Annotated in this window: 8 protein-coding genes; 1 reads left to right on the top strand and 7 read right to left on the bottom strand. The window is 58.9% G+C overall.

The window, feature by feature from the left end:
- Positions 1-2: 2 nt before the first annotated feature.
- On the top strand, positions 3-2,705 hold the full coding sequence (locus tag SAMIE_RS01055) for a conjugal transfer protein TraG N-terminal domain-containing protein (RefSeq protein ID WP_066701536.1): 2,703 nt from the start codon (positions 3-5) through the stop codon (positions 2,703-2,705).
- Between the two features lie 10 nt (positions 2,706-2,715).
- On the opposite strand, the gene SAMIE_RS01050 is transcribed toward SAMIE_RS01055, so the two are convergent.
- From SAMIE_RS01050 to SAMIE_RS01015, 7 genes are all read right to left on the bottom strand, one after another.
- Positions 2,716-2,946 carry a hypothetical protein gene (locus SAMIE_RS01050; RefSeq protein WP_066701538.1) on the bottom strand — a complete coding sequence of 77 codons (231 nt, stop codon included), beginning with the start codon at positions 2,944-2,946 and terminating at the stop codon, positions 2,716-2,718.
- A gap of 101 nt (positions 2,947-3,047) precedes the next feature.
- A complete protein-coding gene (locus SAMIE_RS01045; RefSeq protein WP_162849013.1) occupies positions 3,048-5,744 on the bottom strand; it encodes a DEAD/DEAH box helicase in 2,697 nt (898 codons plus the stop codon).
- The gene (locus tag SAMIE_RS01040; RefSeq protein ID WP_126516697.1) at positions 5,722-7,098 is read right to left on the bottom strand and encodes a hypothetical protein; all 1,377 of its coding nucleotides are present in this window, start codon (positions 7,096-7,098) and stop codon (positions 5,722-5,724) included. The genes SAMIE_RS01045 and SAMIE_RS01040 overlap by 23 nt, the downstream gene beginning before the upstream one ends.
- 35 nt (positions 7,099-7,133) lie before the next feature.
- Positions 7,134-8,348 (bottom strand): IS256-like element ISSpma2 family transposase, encoded by a 1,215-nt coding sequence (locus SAMIE_RS01035; protein WP_006954973.1) that lies wholly within the window; start codon positions 8,346-8,348, stop codon positions 7,134-7,136.
- Positions 8,349-8,364: 16 nt separating this feature from the next.
- Positions 8,365-14,316 carry a sacsin N-terminal ATP-binding-like domain-containing protein gene (locus tag SAMIE_RS01030; protein WP_145988109.1) on the bottom strand — a complete coding sequence of 1,984 codons (5,952 nt, stop codon included), beginning with the start codon at positions 14,314-14,316 and terminating at the stop codon, positions 8,365-8,367.
- A 228-nt stretch (positions 14,317-14,544) separates the two neighbouring features.
- Positions 14,545-15,258 (bottom strand): M48 family metallopeptidase, encoded by a 714-nt coding sequence (locus tag SAMIE_RS01020; RefSeq protein ID WP_162849012.1) that lies wholly within the window; start codon positions 15,256-15,258, stop codon positions 14,545-14,547.
- A complete protein-coding gene (locus SAMIE_RS01015; protein ID WP_066703840.1) occupies positions 15,251-16,798 on the bottom strand; it encodes a type I restriction enzyme subunit R domain-containing protein in 1,548 nt (515 codons plus the stop codon). Before SAMIE_RS01015 ends, SAMIE_RS01020 begins: the two co-directional genes overlap by 8 nt.
- Positions 16,799-16,803 lie beyond the last annotated feature (5 nt).

Raw genomic sequence — 16,803 nt, 5'->3', positions numbered from 1 at the left:
ACATGGTCGAGATTTTCACGGTCGGCGGCGGGGACTATCTGGTCAACGTCTTCCAGGCGGTCGCCGCCTGGACCGGCAACGGCGGTTACAAGAGCCTGCTCCAGGTGGTGATGGTAATGGGGCTGGGCTTGTCTGCCCTGACCCTTGCGTTCAATCAGGACTGGCGCGCCTGGATCAACTGGTTCCTCGGCGCAACGCTCATCTACTCTTGCCTCATGGTGCCGCGGCTCGACGTCCATGTGACCGACCGGCTCAACCCCAGCCTTGCGCCTGCCAATGTCAGCAATGTGCCACTGGGCCTGGCACTCATGGCGAGCTTTACCAGCCAGGTGGGCGATTATCTGACGGGCTCGGCCGAGGTGGTGTTCGGCCTGCCGGGCGATCTCAACTATTCGAAGAACGGCATGATCTACGGCGCGCGGCTCTACGATGCGACCCGCTCCTTGCGGATTTCCGATCCCGAGTTCGCTGCCAATCTCGACGAGCATTTCCGGCAATGCGTGTTCTACGACGTCCTGCTCGGCCGCTACTCGATGAAGGAGCTGGCGGAGACAGGCGATATCTGGGCGACGATAGCCCCGGGCAGCCAGGCTCGGGCGCAAAGGTTTCTGTCCCGCGATGCGACCACGGGCCAGGTGAGCTCGAACATTGTCACCTGCCGCGAGGCATACGACACGCTCAATGCGCAGTGGGCCGGGCTGGTCGATGCGATGGGGTCGGTGTTTGGCCGTCAGCTCTATCCCAATCAGACGGCCGCGCTCGCCAAGGCGAAGCTCTTCGCCGATCTGCCAGTCGCCTATCAGTACCTGACCGGCGTCTCGGAGAATGCGACCGAGATCTTCAAGCAGACGCTGACCATCAACGCGATGAGCCAGGCCATGCACTCGATGTCCGGCGGCAGCGGCGCGGGCAATGTCGACGTCTATGCCCAGACCCGCGCCGACATCCAGACCGAGCGGACCTATGGTTCGATCGCGAGCAACGCGATGAAGTGGGTCCCGCTCCTGAACGTCGTGCTGACCGTGCTGTTCTACGCCCTCTTCCCGGTGCTTTTCCCGCTGTTCCTGCTCCCTAAGACGGGGCCGGTCGCACTCAAGGGCTATGTGACGGGCTTCTTCTACCTCGCGGCCTGGGGGCCACTGTTCGTGATCCTCCACATGATGCTGATGTACAAGGGCGCGGCTGACATGAGCGCGGTTACGGGCAGCAACGGCCTCAGCCTTGCCAGCTTCACCGGGATGGCCGACGTGAACAGCGATATTGGCCTGCTGGCAGGCTACCTCATCGCCTCCGTCCCGTTCCTGGCAGGGGGTGTGGCCAAGGGCGCCATGGCAATTTCGCACCACGCGACGAGTTACCTCAACCCGAGCCAGAACGCGGCGGAAGAAGCGGCCCGAGAGGCGAGCACAGGCAATATCTCGCTCGGCAACAGCAGCTTCGAAAACTCGAGCGTCCTCACGCGTCAGTTCGCCCAAGGCACGATTGCTCCGAGCTTCACCTATGGTGCACCGCAGACGCGAACATTCAGCGACACCGGCTCGATGACCACAAGCTTCCCGGATGGCAGCTACGATCAGATACCGACCTCCAGCTATCCCTTCACGCCGACGCTGGGCCAGGAGTTCACGGCGCGCCTTTCGACGATGGCATCGCAGGCCCGCGCCAACAGTGAGACCTATGCCAATGTCGCGACGGAATCGACAACCAGCGCCGTCACGAAGTTCCGCGAGCTCAGGGACCAGTTCAGCCGAGGCGCATCCTTCGAGAGCGCGACCGGCACCTCGAACTCCGACAGCATCCAGACTGCATTCAGCGAAGTCGATCAGGCATCGACCAATCTGCAGCAGCAATTCGGGCTGTCCCGCAGAGCGGCCGATGACATCTCCACGGCCTGGTTCCTCGGTGGCGAAGCTGGGGCAAAAGCCGGAATTTCAAATGGCGTGCTCTCTGGGAGCATTGGAGCGAAGGGCGGTGGGACACGCACGTGGACCGACAGCGACATCGGCATCGCTTCGGAAGACCGTTCGCGGATCTTTGGGAGCCTGTCCCAGATGTCTGACAGCCGCAATTGGTCGAGCACCCGCGATGGGTTCGTTCGCTCGGTCAGTACCGCATCAAGCTCGTCGATCTCGAGCACCGCAAGCGGCATGAATGCCTCTCTGACGGAAGCACAGAGCTTCACTATCGAGGCTCGCCGAGCCGAGGAGCTTGCCAATCGTCTTGAGAGCCAAGCGTCTTTCTTCGAGGGAAACAGCGCTGCAGGCAATCTCAATCTGTCCCAAGCCTACCGAGAATGGGGTCTTGCCGAGATCGAAAGCAACCGCGATTATTATGGCAACGCTCGGTTCGACGACGTGACATTCCAGCTCAGTCCGGAAGGCCAGGCATTGCAGGCAAAGTTCGTTGAAAGTTATGCCGAGCAGCTTCGCGACGGGATCGACGATCGCCTCGTACTCGCCACCGGACTGCCCGTATCCCGACCGGTCATTTCAAGCGCGGGCTCAGTCCGCAGCCGGGCACAGACCGACGGCGGGGGTTCCGGTTCAGTGCCCCGCGTGGGAGCCGGCGATCTCCATGAAGAGGTGCAAAGGGCTCAGGCGGTCGGTCGCCAAAGGATCAGCGGACCCACCGGACGCCTCGACGCCGTTACAAAGGGAGCCCAAGGCGCCAGTGCAGAGGCAGCGGATGAAGTGAAAGAGTGGTGATCTGCAGAGATCACCACAGTCCGAATGACGCACCAGCTAAAAATGCGAAAACGGCAACAATGACGAAGACCCCGATAATCGTCAGCTTACGCCCCCAAGGGTCGGCCCAAGACTTCTTGATACGATACTCCATCAGGCGATTCTCGCGGAGCGCCTGATCAAGCTCCGACAGACCTTCCCAATTTCGGGATGCAGGTCGGTTGCCAGTATCGATGTCAAAGTTGCTCATGATCGCATTCATCTCGCTGCTCCTTGGAACATAGCAGAAACGAGGATGGTAACCAGTAAAACATGCCCTGCATCGGAGAGTGCGCAGCCTCTCCTCCAATTCGGTCTAGGCCGTCACGTATCGGCGCCTTGATCCGGCAAGAGCATCATCTCGCTTCGGATGCCTGGACGGGTCATCATGTCCGCGACAGTCGGCAAACTTTGCGACATTGCATCAAGGAGATCAGCCTCTAATGCCCGCATCTGTGGGATGTCGATTTCAGGCGACTTCGGATTGTCCGAGCGACCTAACGTGTTCAATAACTGAAGGACTTCCCAGTCTCGGAGAACATGGATCTGAGCTGCGTTATCGCGCCAAGCACCTAGGATAATTCGAGTAACCGAGTGGTCCTGGCCAGTGACCTGATCCTCAACTGAGGCGATAAGCAAGGGAGCGGGCAATCGCGTGCAGGTCGCCAGAGCCGATTGGAGGTTTTCCCCTTCCTTCAGCGCTCGATCGAAAAGTGTGTGCCCCACGCCGACAAGACGGGTCGGGCCTTCTCCATTGCCCAAGCGAGCATTGCGATCGAACAGCAGCCCCTTGTACCGATCTTGCATGGCGTAGTCTTCATCGGCCCATTTATCGGGCGTCAGAACGTCGAGACCATCGTCCCTCCGGAAAACGCGCCGCCCCTTCGATTCCATCATCATCGCGAAAAAACGTTCGAGGTCCGGCAGATCAACCTGCGGAAGATTTCTTCCAACTTGGGCAAAGTCGAAGCGAGTGACATTGCCAAGCATGGTCTTGACCTTATCGACTAGGTCTTCTCCGCCAATCGTAGCAGATTCCCGGTCGAACCACTGATCGAGGCTTTCTCGCGGCTGGGTCTGGCCTGCAGCAAAAATCTTCTCGAAAGCACTTGGCCCAGTCATGCCTATGACGAGCTGGCTGATGTCTTCTCGCTCATCCATTGCCTCGTCCAAGGTGCGCTGGATTCGCTCGAGCTTGGCGTTCAGGAGGTCCCAAATGCGCGCCTCCACCGTGTCTGGGTTCCTCAGGATGAACACTTGAACCGGCCTTGTCTGACCGTAGCGCGACAGGCGGCCGACACGCTGATGAAGCCGCATGGGATTCCAGGGCATGTCGACATGAATGAGCGTCGCGCAGCGCTCCTGAAGATCGATCCCTTCGCCCGCTGCCTCGGTTGAAACCAGAAAGCGGATCGTGCCTTGGTTGAAGGCTTCCGCTGCCGCATCGCGCGACCAACTTTTCGGGCCCCGCGAACCGTCCGCCTTGGTAACTTCGTCCAAGCGTTCATCACCGTTGATGAAGCCGCAGCAACCGTGACCAAATCGAGCATGCAGGGCATCAACGACGAGAGCCTGGGTTGCTTTGTATTCGGTGAAGAGCAGCACTGGCTCGCCGGTGGGCAAATCGCTCTCGATGAGATCTACCAGTCGCTCGATCTTCCGCTCTTGCTGAATGGGTGCAGCCAACTCAAGCAGCTCATCCAGGCGAGCGATCTCGCCCTCCATCAGTTCGGCGAGCATCTTGCCCCACGCCTCTTCGTCGGCCCGCGCGCGGTCGTCCAATGTCTCGTCGTCATCACCCTCCGTTATGGACACAGACGGCGTACGAGCCTGCTCAGCAACATCTGCCAGTTTCGCGCGGCGTTTGGTCAAGGCGCTACGAATCGCAGCAATCGAACTCGCCGCAAGCTTCTGCAGCGCAATCAGCAAGAGCATTCTTGCCGACTGTGCCCGACCATCGAGGGTCGATGCATATGCTCGCCCATCGATGATGAAGGCACTCAACGTTTCGTAGAATGCGCTTTCCGCAGCGCTGAAGGCATACTCCCTTGTTTGCACTGTGACCGGCGTGAAAAGGCGGTTGCCTTTGAGATCGGTAACGGTCGCCTTGTTATTACGGATCATCACATCCGGAAGCTTGGCCAGTTGCTCGTCGATGTCGTGCTCAGGTCCGAACTGATCCGGATCGAGGAGACTCAGCAATGACAGAAAGCCGAAGTCCTTGCCCCGATGTGGTGTGCCCGTGAACAGAAGGAGAGAACGGATTCTGTGCCGTTCCTCCAGCGCGCGAAGGAGCTGAAAGGAAAGGGTCTCTCCCGTGCGTTCATCCGCGTGCAAATGATGCGCCTCATCGACCACGACAGCGTCCCAAGGATCGGCCGCAAGAAACCGGCTGCCTTCAGCCCGTCCGTCGGCGACTTCCCGGCGCAGCGTGTGGACCGACGCGACCACCATGTTTGCCGTATCCCAGAAATCCACAGCAGGTGTATCAACGGAACGATCGTAGACCTGCAGGCGGATATCGAACATCTGCCGCAGGCGTTTCTGCCATTGGGGCACTAGCTTTGCTGGTGCCAATACCAGCAGGCGGCGAATTTGCGCCCGAGCAACCAAAGGCATGAGCACCAGACCGGCTTCGATCGTTTTGCCCAACCCCACGTCATCGGCCACCAACCAGCGGAACGGGAAAGTTCGATTAACCTTGTGACAAACCCAGAGTTGATGCGGGAGCAGCTGGACGCGTGATCGAGAAAACACCCCCCACTGATCGTTAACGGACCGGATCGCCATGGCGCTAGCGCGCATCAAAGTATCGGCACTGTCATCAAAAGTCCCGGTCGACAGCGCTTGATCTAGCGACCGAGCAAGCGTGAGTTCCGCGCGAAGAACCTGCTGAATCGTCGCGCCGAAACGCGCAACAACGAATTCTCCTGCATCGGCAATAACTTGGCCCACGCCGTGGCGTGGGTGAGTGACTCTTGCGTCAGCGGTTAGTGCTTCAGGCATCGTCATCTTCTGCATCGTCCCAGTTGTTGTCTGGCCATTCGTCGACGTCTGCATCGTGAAGGATCGACACGAGGTCATCGCGGTGCTTGGCAAGTGTGATCACGTGCAATGGCAAATCACCATCGCCATCGAAATGAGCGGCTTCACCAATGCGACGCTCTACCGCTCCATACAGGGCACGTCCCTCGTCGATGCCACGCTCAAACTGGCCCATGCCGAGCGTGTAAGCGAGGCGTCGGACGCGTTCCGCCGCACTCCAGCCATAAGGCATGATCTGCTCGAATTGTGCCTGAGAATAGATACCTTTGCGGCCCAATTCGCGCACAAGCCAGTTGGCGCCAATGCCAAGCGATCTTGCTAGAGGGGCTGCTTCAATGCCCATACGAGCGGCAACGTGAGAGAATGCCGGTCGCAAATGTCCGCGCAGGCTCACGTCACCCTCTTGGGCAACCACCGCAGGCAATTTGCGGAACAGTCTCTGGTAGCTTTCGAGATGCCGCGCGATCATGCATAGATCAGGAAGGCATCTGCGCCACATCAGGTAGTTTTCATCGGCATCTGGATCGCTCCAGGCTCGGAGGCGCTCGACAAAAGGCCTCAGCTCCTCGTCACAAGGGTCGATTGTCGCGAGTTCGTGCCACCAGCCATCTTGGATTGCCTTGGTAACAAACTGCCGGGATTGAGCCGGTTTAATCCTCCCCAGTGTCTGGAAGGTTGCGAGGGAAAGCATGGTGAACCAAGCGGGCTTATCCCCGTCAGCGAGGGCTGCTGAGGAAAAATCTTCAGGATACACGGCTCGATCATAGGCAGCCCGCAAATCCCCATGATTGTCGCGCCACCACTGCGCGATCCTTGAGAGCGCCTGCGCAGCGTCAGGTTGCCAGCGGCTGATTGGATCGACCGGTGTTGAAGGGAGGCCGAATGAATACCCTAGCTTAGCGAGCAACCGGTTCTTCTCGTCTTGCTTCAGCCCGGCCAGCAGAGGGGAGTTGGCGAGTTCGTCGACATTGGGTAGCCACTTTGCCGCGCTCGCCAATAGTGCGACGGTCCGATCATCCGCACCGACCAGATAACGAATGAAGGCTTGCTGGCGTGCGGCGCTGTCACCGGCAGTCTCAGCCCATTTGGCAACGGGTAGCTGACCTGCCTGTTCACGGGCGAAGGCAGCGAGCTCAAAGGCGGCGCCTACGTACTCTGATGAAAGGCGGCCCGAAGGAGGAGCGAATGCAGCCCTGCCTTGTTCATCGTTGTCGCCCAGCGGAAACGCTAGAAGACGGATCTGCTGCCAACTTCCATCTTCGGCGAGCCAGAGCCGCTCACGCAGTAACTTGCGGAATTCTGATTGTTCCTCACCGGTCGCGTCCGTCAAGGTGGTGTAATTTCGGCTGTGGCCGTGGGCCATCGTCAGGCGGCTTTGGCGGTGATGTGTAGGGGCTGATTTTCCTCCTCGATCATGGGTTGGTTGAGTTCGGCCATGCCTTCGATCTGCATGTATCGGTGCTGGAGCTGCCACTCGTCGTTCTGCTCCATCAGCACAGCCCCGACGAGGCGGATGATGCTGTCTTCGTTCGGGAAGATTCCGACGACGTCGGCGCGGCGCTTGACCTCCTTGTTGAGCCGCTCGAGCGGATTGGTTGAGTGTAACTTCGTGCGGTGCTGGGTGGGGAAGCCGGTGTAGGCGAGCACGTCGGTTTCGGCCTCGTCCATGCAGGCGCCGAGCTTGGGCCAACGGGTGCGCAACTGGTCGGCGACCTGTCGCCAGACCTGCGTTGCGCTTTTCTGATCGGGCTGCAGGAAGACCTGGCGGATCGCGGCGGCGACGACAGTGTTCTGGCCCTTGGGCACATAGGACAGGGCATTGCGCATGAAGTGCACCCGGCAGCGCTGCCAGGTGGCGCCCATGACGCGGGTGATCGCGCCCTTGAGGCCCTCGTGAGCATCGGAGATGACCAGCTTCACGCCGGTAAGACCGCGCCGAACAAGGTCCTTCAGGAAGTCGGACCAGAAGACCTCCGCTTCCGAGGGGCCGATATGCAGGCCGACGATCTCGCGCCGGCCCTCGGTGTTGACGGCCATGGCGATTATTGCGGCAACGCTGATGATCCGCCCGCCTTCGCGTACCTTGAGATAGGTGGCATCGAGCCAGAGATACGGCCATTCGCCGGTGAGCGGGCGTTTCAGAAAGGCATGGACGCGCTCGTCAATGTCCTTGCAAAGCTTGGAGACGGTGGACTTGGAGATGCCGGTCATGCCCATGGCCTGGACGAGTTCATCGACCCGCCGGGTGCTGACCCCGCCGATCCACGCTTCCTGGATCACCGCAACCAGCGCTTTCTCGACCATCTTGCGGGGCTCAAGGAAGCCCGGAAAATAGGACCCAGCACGCAGCTTGGGGATTTTCAGGTTCAGCGTGCCTACCCGGGTATCCAGCGAACGGTCGCGATAGCCGTTGCGCCAGGTCGCGCGCTCGCTGCTGCGTTCGTGGCGACCCGCGCCGATCAGGCCATCAACGTCGGCCTCCATGATCAGCTGCAGCACGTTCTCGGCGATGGTGCGCAAAAAATCCGGTTGGCCGCCCTTTGCAGCCAGCTCTTCGATCAGTAATCTGTCCTCGGTCATCGGGAACTCCTCTTCGTCACGGTTGAAGTGTGCAAACTCCACCATAACGATGAACCCGGTGGCCACCAGCGACGCCGCATTCCGGGGTGGGGCATGCCCCACCCCGGAATACACCATCGCCTACACCGGAAATTACACCACGAGCGCGGACGCTAACTTCCTCACCGGTCATCGCCTGCGAAACTGCTTCCTCGCAAAGACAGGAAATGCGTCCCGCCAGCCCAGGATCTATGCCCTCGGCTCCAGCAAGGTTTTCGGCCAAGGTGACGACATCCAGGCGTTGCCCCGAAGGCAGCCCAACAGATTTCAGAAGCTGTCCTGTTTCCTCGGTGACAACTGCATTCTTGAAGTCCACTTCGGCGAGCAAATTCGAGATCGCAGCTTGAGCATCGCGATCGGCAAGCGCTCCCGACAAGCGCCATTTGACATCAGCCGCGCGCGTTGCACCGCCGAAAGCCAGCGGTACCACGGGGCGCTCCGCCCATAGCCTCGCAAGGCCTTGGCCTGACTTGTGTAGTGACTGCTCGGACCCGTGGCTTGCCAGATCTTGTGCAAAAAGCTGCACCAGCTTGAGCCAGAAATTGTCCCGTCCTTCCGGATCGAGACCTGTCGCTCGCGCGAAGCTTGACCAGTCAGCAAGACAATGGTCGTAAAAAGCGATGAGCCGTGGCCCAAGAGCAATGCCAAGCCGGGCAAATCGGCTATCTTTCTCATCGGCCGTGCCAGACAATTGGGTACGCCCCGGATCAACCGGAAAGCGGCCTTCCAGAAGCCAGGCCCCCCGGCGACGTTCACCAACGAGCGGGACAAGGTGCCAAAACTGCGGCACATCATGCGGAAACGAGTAGGGCCCATTACGTCCGAAGGGCAGGAAGAGCCGGAAATCGCTCCCTAAATCGAAGCGCAATACGTGGCGAGTAGCATCGATTGTCAGCCAGCTCACGCCATCGACAAGAGGATGCTCCTCATGTCGGAACACGGTCTCACCGTCTGGAGCCACCACCTCGATGGATGCTTCCTGACCGAGCGCCGCCAAGAACGGAGCCGCCTCCCGAAACGCTTCCCAAGCGTCAAGCGCATCTCCTGATCGGCCCGGAGCAACCGGAAGCTCGATGAGAGTCGCTTTGCGCCCCCTGTCATGGAATGGGGTGACCGTCCTGCTTCCCCCTGCCCAATCTGCAGGGATCATGCCTCCCAAGATCCGGATAGCTATGCCTCCGCTGGCGAGGCGAACTTCGTCGGCAAGCATATGCACGGTCTTGAATCCAAGGCCGAAGCGACCGGTTACCCGATCTCCATCTTTGGCAGAGTGATTGATGGCAAGCATATTCGAAAGGTCCCGTCGGTGCCCTTCTTCCTCTGCCTTGCGTGGATCACTCCCTGGTTGATTGATGGGGCGCCCCCAATGGATCACTCGCAAGCAAGTGATCATTTGATCGTCATCGTAGATCGCTTCTACCCGGAAGCGTCCGATACCGTGCCATTGCGCCTGGGCATCGACAGCATTCTGGTACAGTTCGAAAACCACGCGATGCGGAGCATAACCCATCTCGTCGATCTTCTGACGGGTGGCTTCGAGAAGCTCCTTCGCCCCGTCGTCCGACTGCGCGGCTGCCCAAAGTGCGTTGCGCGCCTTGTCCCGGTCGCGTGGTGCGTCGCGATGATAATCATTCAATGCCCCGCGCATTACGGGCCCGGTCTTGATGCCGGCCAAGCGATCATGAAGCACCTCCTGCAATTCTTCACAGGTGTCTGCGAGCGTGCGCTGATCGCTTGTAAAATAGCTGTCCAAGAGCTCCGACAATGCCGCCTTGTGACGTTCGAAGCCTAGCATCAAAGCCGGAGCAAGTTTTTTGACGAACTGATGCAACAACAGCCGCGCCTCGGATTCATCGGATGGCGATACCGGTCCGATCACGAGGTCATAGACGTGTCGATAGCCATATTCGTCGCGCTCAATTCCTCTCTGGATACAATCCAGCAGCAGCGCATCGTCTTTGCCAGACAGCGGAACGGTGCAGTCCGTTCCAGCAGCTGATCGCACCGTAACGTGCCCGTGTTCCGGCAGCTCGACTGCAAAACGCAGTTCAGCAAGCCGGTCCAAATTTGCGTTGGTCAAGCCACGGTGTTCGTCGGCCAAATTGTCGAGATCATCGCAAATGCGGTGGAATGATCGCTGACCTTCCCATCTGGCCGCGAGCGACTGGATCCTATCATTACGACCAAGCATCGCCAGAGCTAGCAGAATCCCATCATGCACATCGTATTGGCTGACTGGAGTGAAAGCGCGCTCGACACTCTCGAGCCAGTCCGCCTTGGCAGACTTGCTGGCTGGAATGGTGTCTGTTTTTTGATCGTCGGGCTGTTCCAGTTTGCCCGCATAATCGTGCGCGAGGAGCGCCGCAGGGTCGATACCTGCTGCTCCTAGCGCAACCCTGTCTGCCCTGCTGAACCCACCTGCTTCGGTCGGTACAAGGAGATCGGGCGGTAGATAGCTGGACGCATGCGTCAAAGCACGCAGATTTCGGGCAAATGTTGAGCGGTAAAGGCGCCGTACTGCTTCAGAATTCGTGCCGAGCCCGCTCAGTGCAGCCATTGCATTCATTTGAGCAACGGTGTCGGCAAGAGAGGGCGCGCTCAAAACTTCAGCCATTCCCGCGATGACCTCATCGGCCACGCCGTCGCGAAGAGCCGCAGAGATCAGAGGCCACGCTTCTGCATCAAGGCCAACACTCGAGGTCGCCAGCTTCGCTAGCTCATCTAGGTGCTCGACGACATCAAGGCAAAGCCCGGTGGCTCCGTGGTCAGCGGCAAGGCGGGCGGCAAAGAGAAATGACTGGGATCGATCGGGTCTTAGCCTCGCCAAGTGCCGCTGCACACTTTCTTCGCGAAGGGAGCCGGGAAGCATGCTTGCGAACAGAAGTCCGCCTTGGTCAATAATCAGCTCCTCGAGCGCATGTTCAGCATCCAGAGGCAGGTCGAGGACTTTGGTCGGTGTCCAAGCATTCCCGTCCGCAGCAATCCAGGCGGTCGCCTGAAGCTTTTCTATCAGATCATCAGGCACTTGCTCGATGGCGCCCAATGCTGAAGCAATTTCCGAGGTAAACTGATGGGGATTTGGCGCGGACAATGCTGTGCGGATCGCGGCTTCAGGCCCCCAGCGCCCGATAAGCCTGTTTTGAACCGCCGCTGCTAAAGGATCGCCCCAAAGCTCGACCAGACTGGTAAATGGCAAGAGCGCAGGTGCAACATCAGAAACACGACCGCTGAACAGATCAGTGGCCGGAAGAAGGGGTTCATGCTGGTCGGATCGGTGCAAGGGCAGCGACTTCAAAATATCGTCATCGATCCCTGACTTGAGCAATGCAATAGCCTTGGAGTCGTCCATCGGCGGCATGGTGCCAGCACACTGCGCATCGCGAAGCCATGCGCCTAATTCGGCAAGATCGATCCGTCGCAGGCCAATGTGATCGCGCAATGCCTTTTTCAATTCCGCCGCAGTCGCGGACGCTACGAGGCGATCTTCCCTGTCCTCCAACAGCGCCAGTACCAGATCATCGAGTATCCCACCGAGCTCATCGAGCTCAATCAAGTTGACGTGCGAAGGCAAAGCCTGATCTCGCGCAACAAGGCGCCGCAACTCCTCGCGTGGAGCATCGGCACCGAGCAGTTCAGCAAGCTCGCCACACTTGCCAGGATCCCCGAAGCGATCAACCTGCCGCAAGACTGCCAGGAGGCAATCGGCCTTCTTGGCCGAGGCCAAATCCCCCAACCCTCCATCTTTCAATGTAACACGGTAAATCGGGGGTGAGAGGACTGCGCCAGCGAGCACGACCAGCTCCCGATTTGGAGCCGCATCGAACAGCAAACCCTTGCGCTTCAATCCCGCGATGGCGCCCAAAGATAGCCGCACTTCCTCTTCGGCTTGCATCATGCGCGCCGGAATAACCTGCAATTCGCTACCCCGACGATCCGCCGCCAATGCGTCGAGCGATGGACCGTTCCTCAAGAGATGCGATATCAGCGTCGAAGCTTCCTGCGCTATGGTTCCTCGAGATGACAAAAAGGGTTCGGCGGCGGTCAACAGTTCGATTGTTTCGTTGAGCCCCAATTGCCGGGACATCGCCCCACCCTGCTCCGACCACGCAGCCTTAACCGGAATGCTACCTCCAGCGGCAGCCAACGCGTTTAGGAGCTCACGATTTTCTACGCTCGGCGGAAGAACAAAGATGCGATCCTGCGGGAGGCGTCGGACAAGCGGCTTTAGCTTGTCAGCAGTAGCGAAACTTTGCTCGACCATGGCGATGGCGCTGCGGCAAGTTTCAACCAACGCCATCCGTGTTGCTTCGCCGGGCTGTGCGCCCTCGAGCACCGTCGCCAGCGTTTCGGCGATCTGTCCTTTTTGGAAGGCGGACGGCCCGGCAAGGCGCACCAAGTCAGCAAGCTGCGCATCCGGCCAGTGTGGATCAGCATCAGCCAAGACCGTGCCGAATGCCAAAACGACGCCGTTTTCGCTGCACCACTCCTCGAGTCTAGGAAAAGCGACCTTGAGGCGGGCAATCGAGGTTGCATCGCCTCTCGCTACTGGACGCAGCGAGTCACCGGCGCAAACCCGCCAGCTTTCCGCCTTGTCACCCGTCCAGCACCTGGCAAGAGCCTTGCCCTGGCAGGCTTCCACACGGTGCTCATGCCACCATCGCGTACGCTGTAATGCTCGGATCAGCGCATGACGCTCTGCATCGCTGGGTAAGCCGGGCAGGGTATCTGCAATCGCATCGAGCAGCAGCGGCAGCGCCGCCTCGCGGCGGAGCGCCTGGTTCCAACGAGTTTCGATATGATCGTCTTCACGCAGTTTTCGCCGGTCGCTCGACACGAAGAAATAGCCGTGCACGAGCAGATCGATATTGTCCGTTCCGCGTTCGAGTGGTTCGGAAAACAGAGCTTCACCTAGCGGCAAGTAAACAGCATTACGCAACCGCAAATGGCCCATACCTTCACGGGCAGCAGATCGGCACAGGATTACTGCACCATGCGGATTCGCCTTCGGTGGAATGAGTTTACCGTGGATGTCGAACACCTTGTCCCATCCATCGGCCGTCAACAGTCGCGCAGCTTGCCCATCATGCTTCCATTGTTGACGTCCGCTGAACGAGAGCTCGAAGCCAGCTCCGTCGACGTTACCGTCAATTCTCGTGGCCCCGCTCTCCACACCCGGACCAGACAAGCGCCGGGCACCGCTTCGCAGGGAGATCCTGCGCACTTCGCCCGCGACTGGTATGATCTCCACGCTCTCCAGATTGCGGAGGCAGCACAATGTCGCGGCCAATTCCTCACCATCGAGGATATCTGAGATCGCACCATCAGGGTGCCAGTTCGTATCGGACAGGCACAGCGCGGCCCCGGGACGCAGATGTGGGGTCCGCAGCGGCAACAACAGCGCCATGCCACGCTCCATGCCCAGCGCCGCTGCCTTATCGAGTAGCATCTTGGCTTCGGTGGCAGAAAGCTGAGGCCAGTCGCGACGTGCCGCATTAGCTTCAGCAACCTGTTCCCATGGGTTCATGATCAGCGTTTGCGGTCGGCCTTCGCGATCCTCCACCCGGCCAAGCGCGATGAATGCGTCGCACAGATGATAGACTGATTTTTGTCCTAGACCGAACCGGCCTACTGCCGACCGTTCATCCGCTTTGCTCCCGCCGCTGGCACGGGTGATCGCGTCCATATGGCGGGCAAGGACGGGACCATCATTTGCGACAATCAGCCCAGGGGTTCGCAGCAGTGGGTTAGTCGCTTCATCGAATCCAGCGTGACCGGCCACGACCATCCGGCGAGCACCCGCGTCTTCGGCGTTCTGGAGCAGCTCCTTGAAGATCGTGAAGCCCGAGGCATACCCCTCCCGCAAAATCTGCTGCAGGCGAAGAATGTCGCTTTCCGCTGAATGCACTAACCCGCTAGATCTGATCTCCATCTCGGTTGGATAAGATCCGAGTACGTCAGAACCGGTCGCACTTCCCTCAGTCACATAGCCCCCTTCAGCAGCTCAACCGCATTTTCGCCGTGGACTACTGACTTTGACGTGCGCACAATACGTTAAGAGCACTGACGTTTGCCCCAGGGAAAACAAAGATTGCATCTAACCCCGCTTCCGCCATTCGCCCGACACCTCTCGAACAAGCGGCCTCGCACCAACTAACAACTAGAGGTCGCCACCTTTTGCGCTGAGCCATTCCTTTCTTTCGGCGAATGACGGCATCACCCTTCGAACGTCTGACCAAAATGACTCTGAATGGTCCGGATATTTTAGATGTACGAGCTCATGCACTACTACATATTCGATTATCTGCGGAGGGAGCTGCATCGTTCTCCAGTGGAAATTCAAGTTTGCGTTAGAGCTGCATGAGCCCCACCTGAAACCCAAATCCATAATCTGTACGTACTTATTAGGATTGACGCGCACTATCGCTTTCCAGCGATCGACCAGTTCATTCAAGTATGGGTTGGCAGCCCGAGTGTAGTACTCCTCTATTCGCTTTAACCCTGATTTAATCTGATCACGCCGAAACAAAAGACGGTCACCTTCGAAGCGGATTGTTGGAGTTGGAGGCCCATCAGAATTGACGTCTACGAGTTTAAGGCGAAAATGCTTCCCAAGAAAATAAAATCCCTCACCATCAACGAACTCAGGCTGACGAAAAATCGTCTCCCGACCCACGCCTTTGTGACCAGAAAGCTTCTGGTGAATCCAAATCAGTCTCGTTTTGATAAGCTTCCGCGCCTCGTCGATGTCGGCATCCGTAGGCAGGTGAGCAACAAGGGACGCATCGCGCTCGACTGTAAGGCCAATTGTCTTTCGCCGACTGCTGCGCTTGACGAGAAACGTGAGGTCATCGACGCAGATGGTCTCACTCATGGCGGAACCCCGAACGATTGGACCTCGCCACCCCCATACAATCAGCCGCAATTGCATCCAGTTCGACGAAAGGGAACAGGTTGCTGCTGTCGAGCTGGCGGAAAACCCACCGTCGCGCTTCCTCCTGCCCGACTGGATTGTCCCAAAAGCCAACTACAGCTGCCTCCTGCAACAGGTGCCGAACAATTTCCGAAGCCAATTCCGCAAGCTCGGCGTCCCGGTCGTCATTCCCGTATCGCATCCGCAGTATGCCGAAGATCGGGCCCTCTGTGTAGGGATCGAGCCCATGATACGCGGATGGCGCGGATGAACTAGCCAAGGCCTCATCGATCAGTGCCTGAAGCTGCCTGGCGATCTCGTTCCAGCCGTCTTGATGACTGGTCAGTATACCTTCAAGTCGTTCGCTGAGACTCTTGAACTTCGCGGGGTCCTTTTCAAACGAAATTGAAATGTGGTGACGGAGAGCATTCTCCATGTCGGCCGCCTTGGCACGATCGGACTTCTTGCGCGAAACCTCTGCGGCAAAGTTTGGATCGAGGATCTCAATGGGCGGGATCTTGGGATCAATACCATGCGCCTCGATGAAGGCATCGAGCATTGCTTGGACCTTGTGTGCCACCCCACGCACATCCAGCGTGCCATCCCGATAAAGGTTCGCTGCAGCCTTTGCGATGAAGGCGAAAATCTTGACGTCCTTGGCGAACGACCTCGCTTCGGGTCGCGGCATCAGCGTATCGAACAAGCCGATTAAGCGCTTTACCAGGACAAGAAACTGCGCCCGGAACTTTTGATCCTTGAGCTTTCCCACGCACGCATCGACGTAAGCCTGCAGATCAGTGCCGAGGGTGATGCCAACATCGGCGAACTGCTTCACGACTGCATCCCTTGCTTGGCGAAGCTCAGGCAACAGCTCTTCAGGCTTGCCGATCCCGCCTGTCAGATCACTCTGATCTTCGGCGTCATAGAGCGCCAGCGCATCGGCCAGGTTCTTTCCGACCCCATAGTAGTCGACGACAATCCCAAACCGTTTCGCTTCTCCGGCCGTGCGGTTGGTGCGTGCGATGGCCTGCAATAGCTCAGCGCCCGCCATGGCCCGGTCAAGGTACATCGCCTGCTCGACCTTCGCGTCGAAGCCGGTGAGGAGCTTGCTCTTCACAACGAGGATCGCGAGTCCGTCTCGGGAAAGCGGCTTCTTGAAGCGCTCGATCCGTTGTTTGGTCTCGGTTGCGCCTCCCCATGCCTTCAGGTGAGGCAGATCGTTGTGGTCCACTGAGATAACAGCCGCAAACTCCAGGGTCTTGATGGTTCCGAGGTAAGGCAACGCGGTAGCCAGGAACGCCACATCTCCACCGGCGTTCTGCGCATCCTCAGGAGCGATATCCTTCAAGATGTCCGCAGCGCCCTCAATGGCGACGACAATCTCGTCGCGAGCGTCGTTCAGCGCATCGACATACTGGACCGCCAATTCCCTGCTGGAGGCGACGAGCTGCGCCTTCAGATCATTCGGGAGAATGTTGACGATGTAGTCGTCCGTGAACAACGCGA

Origin of the sequence: Sphingobium amiense (assembly GCF_003967075.1) — a bacterium.
Classification (GTDB): Bacteria; Pseudomonadota; Alphaproteobacteria; order Sphingomonadales; family Sphingomonadaceae; genus Sphingobium; species Sphingobium amiense.
The sequence above is the reverse complement of the archived record's forward strand: the minus strand, read 5'-3'. Positions and strand labels throughout refer to the sequence as shown.

Excerpts from the sequence above, each read along its gene's own strand:
- SAMIE_RS01055 (WP_066701536.1), top strand. The coding sequence starts at position 3 with ATGGTCGAGATTTTCACGGTCGGCGGCGGGGACTATCTGGTCAACGTC.
- SAMIE_RS01035 (WP_006954973.1), bottom strand. The coding sequence starts at position 8,348 with ATGACCGAGGACAGATTACTGATCGAAGAGCTGGCTGCAAAGGGCGGC.
- SAMIE_RS01045 (WP_162849013.1), bottom strand. The coding sequence starts at position 5,744 with ATGCAGAAGATGACGATGCCTGAAGCACTAACCGCTGACGCAAGAGTC.
- SAMIE_RS01050 (WP_066701538.1), bottom strand. The coding sequence starts at position 2,946 with ATGAATGCGATCATGAGCAACTTTGACATCGATACTGGCAACCGACCT.
- SAMIE_RS01030 (WP_145988109.1), bottom strand. The coding sequence starts at position 14,316 with ATGGAGATCAGATCTAGCGGGTTAGTGCATTCAGCGGAAAGCGACATT.
- SAMIE_RS01020 (WP_162849012.1), bottom strand. The coding sequence starts at position 15,258 with ATGAGTGAGACCATCTGCGTCGATGACCTCACGTTTCTCGTCAAGCGC.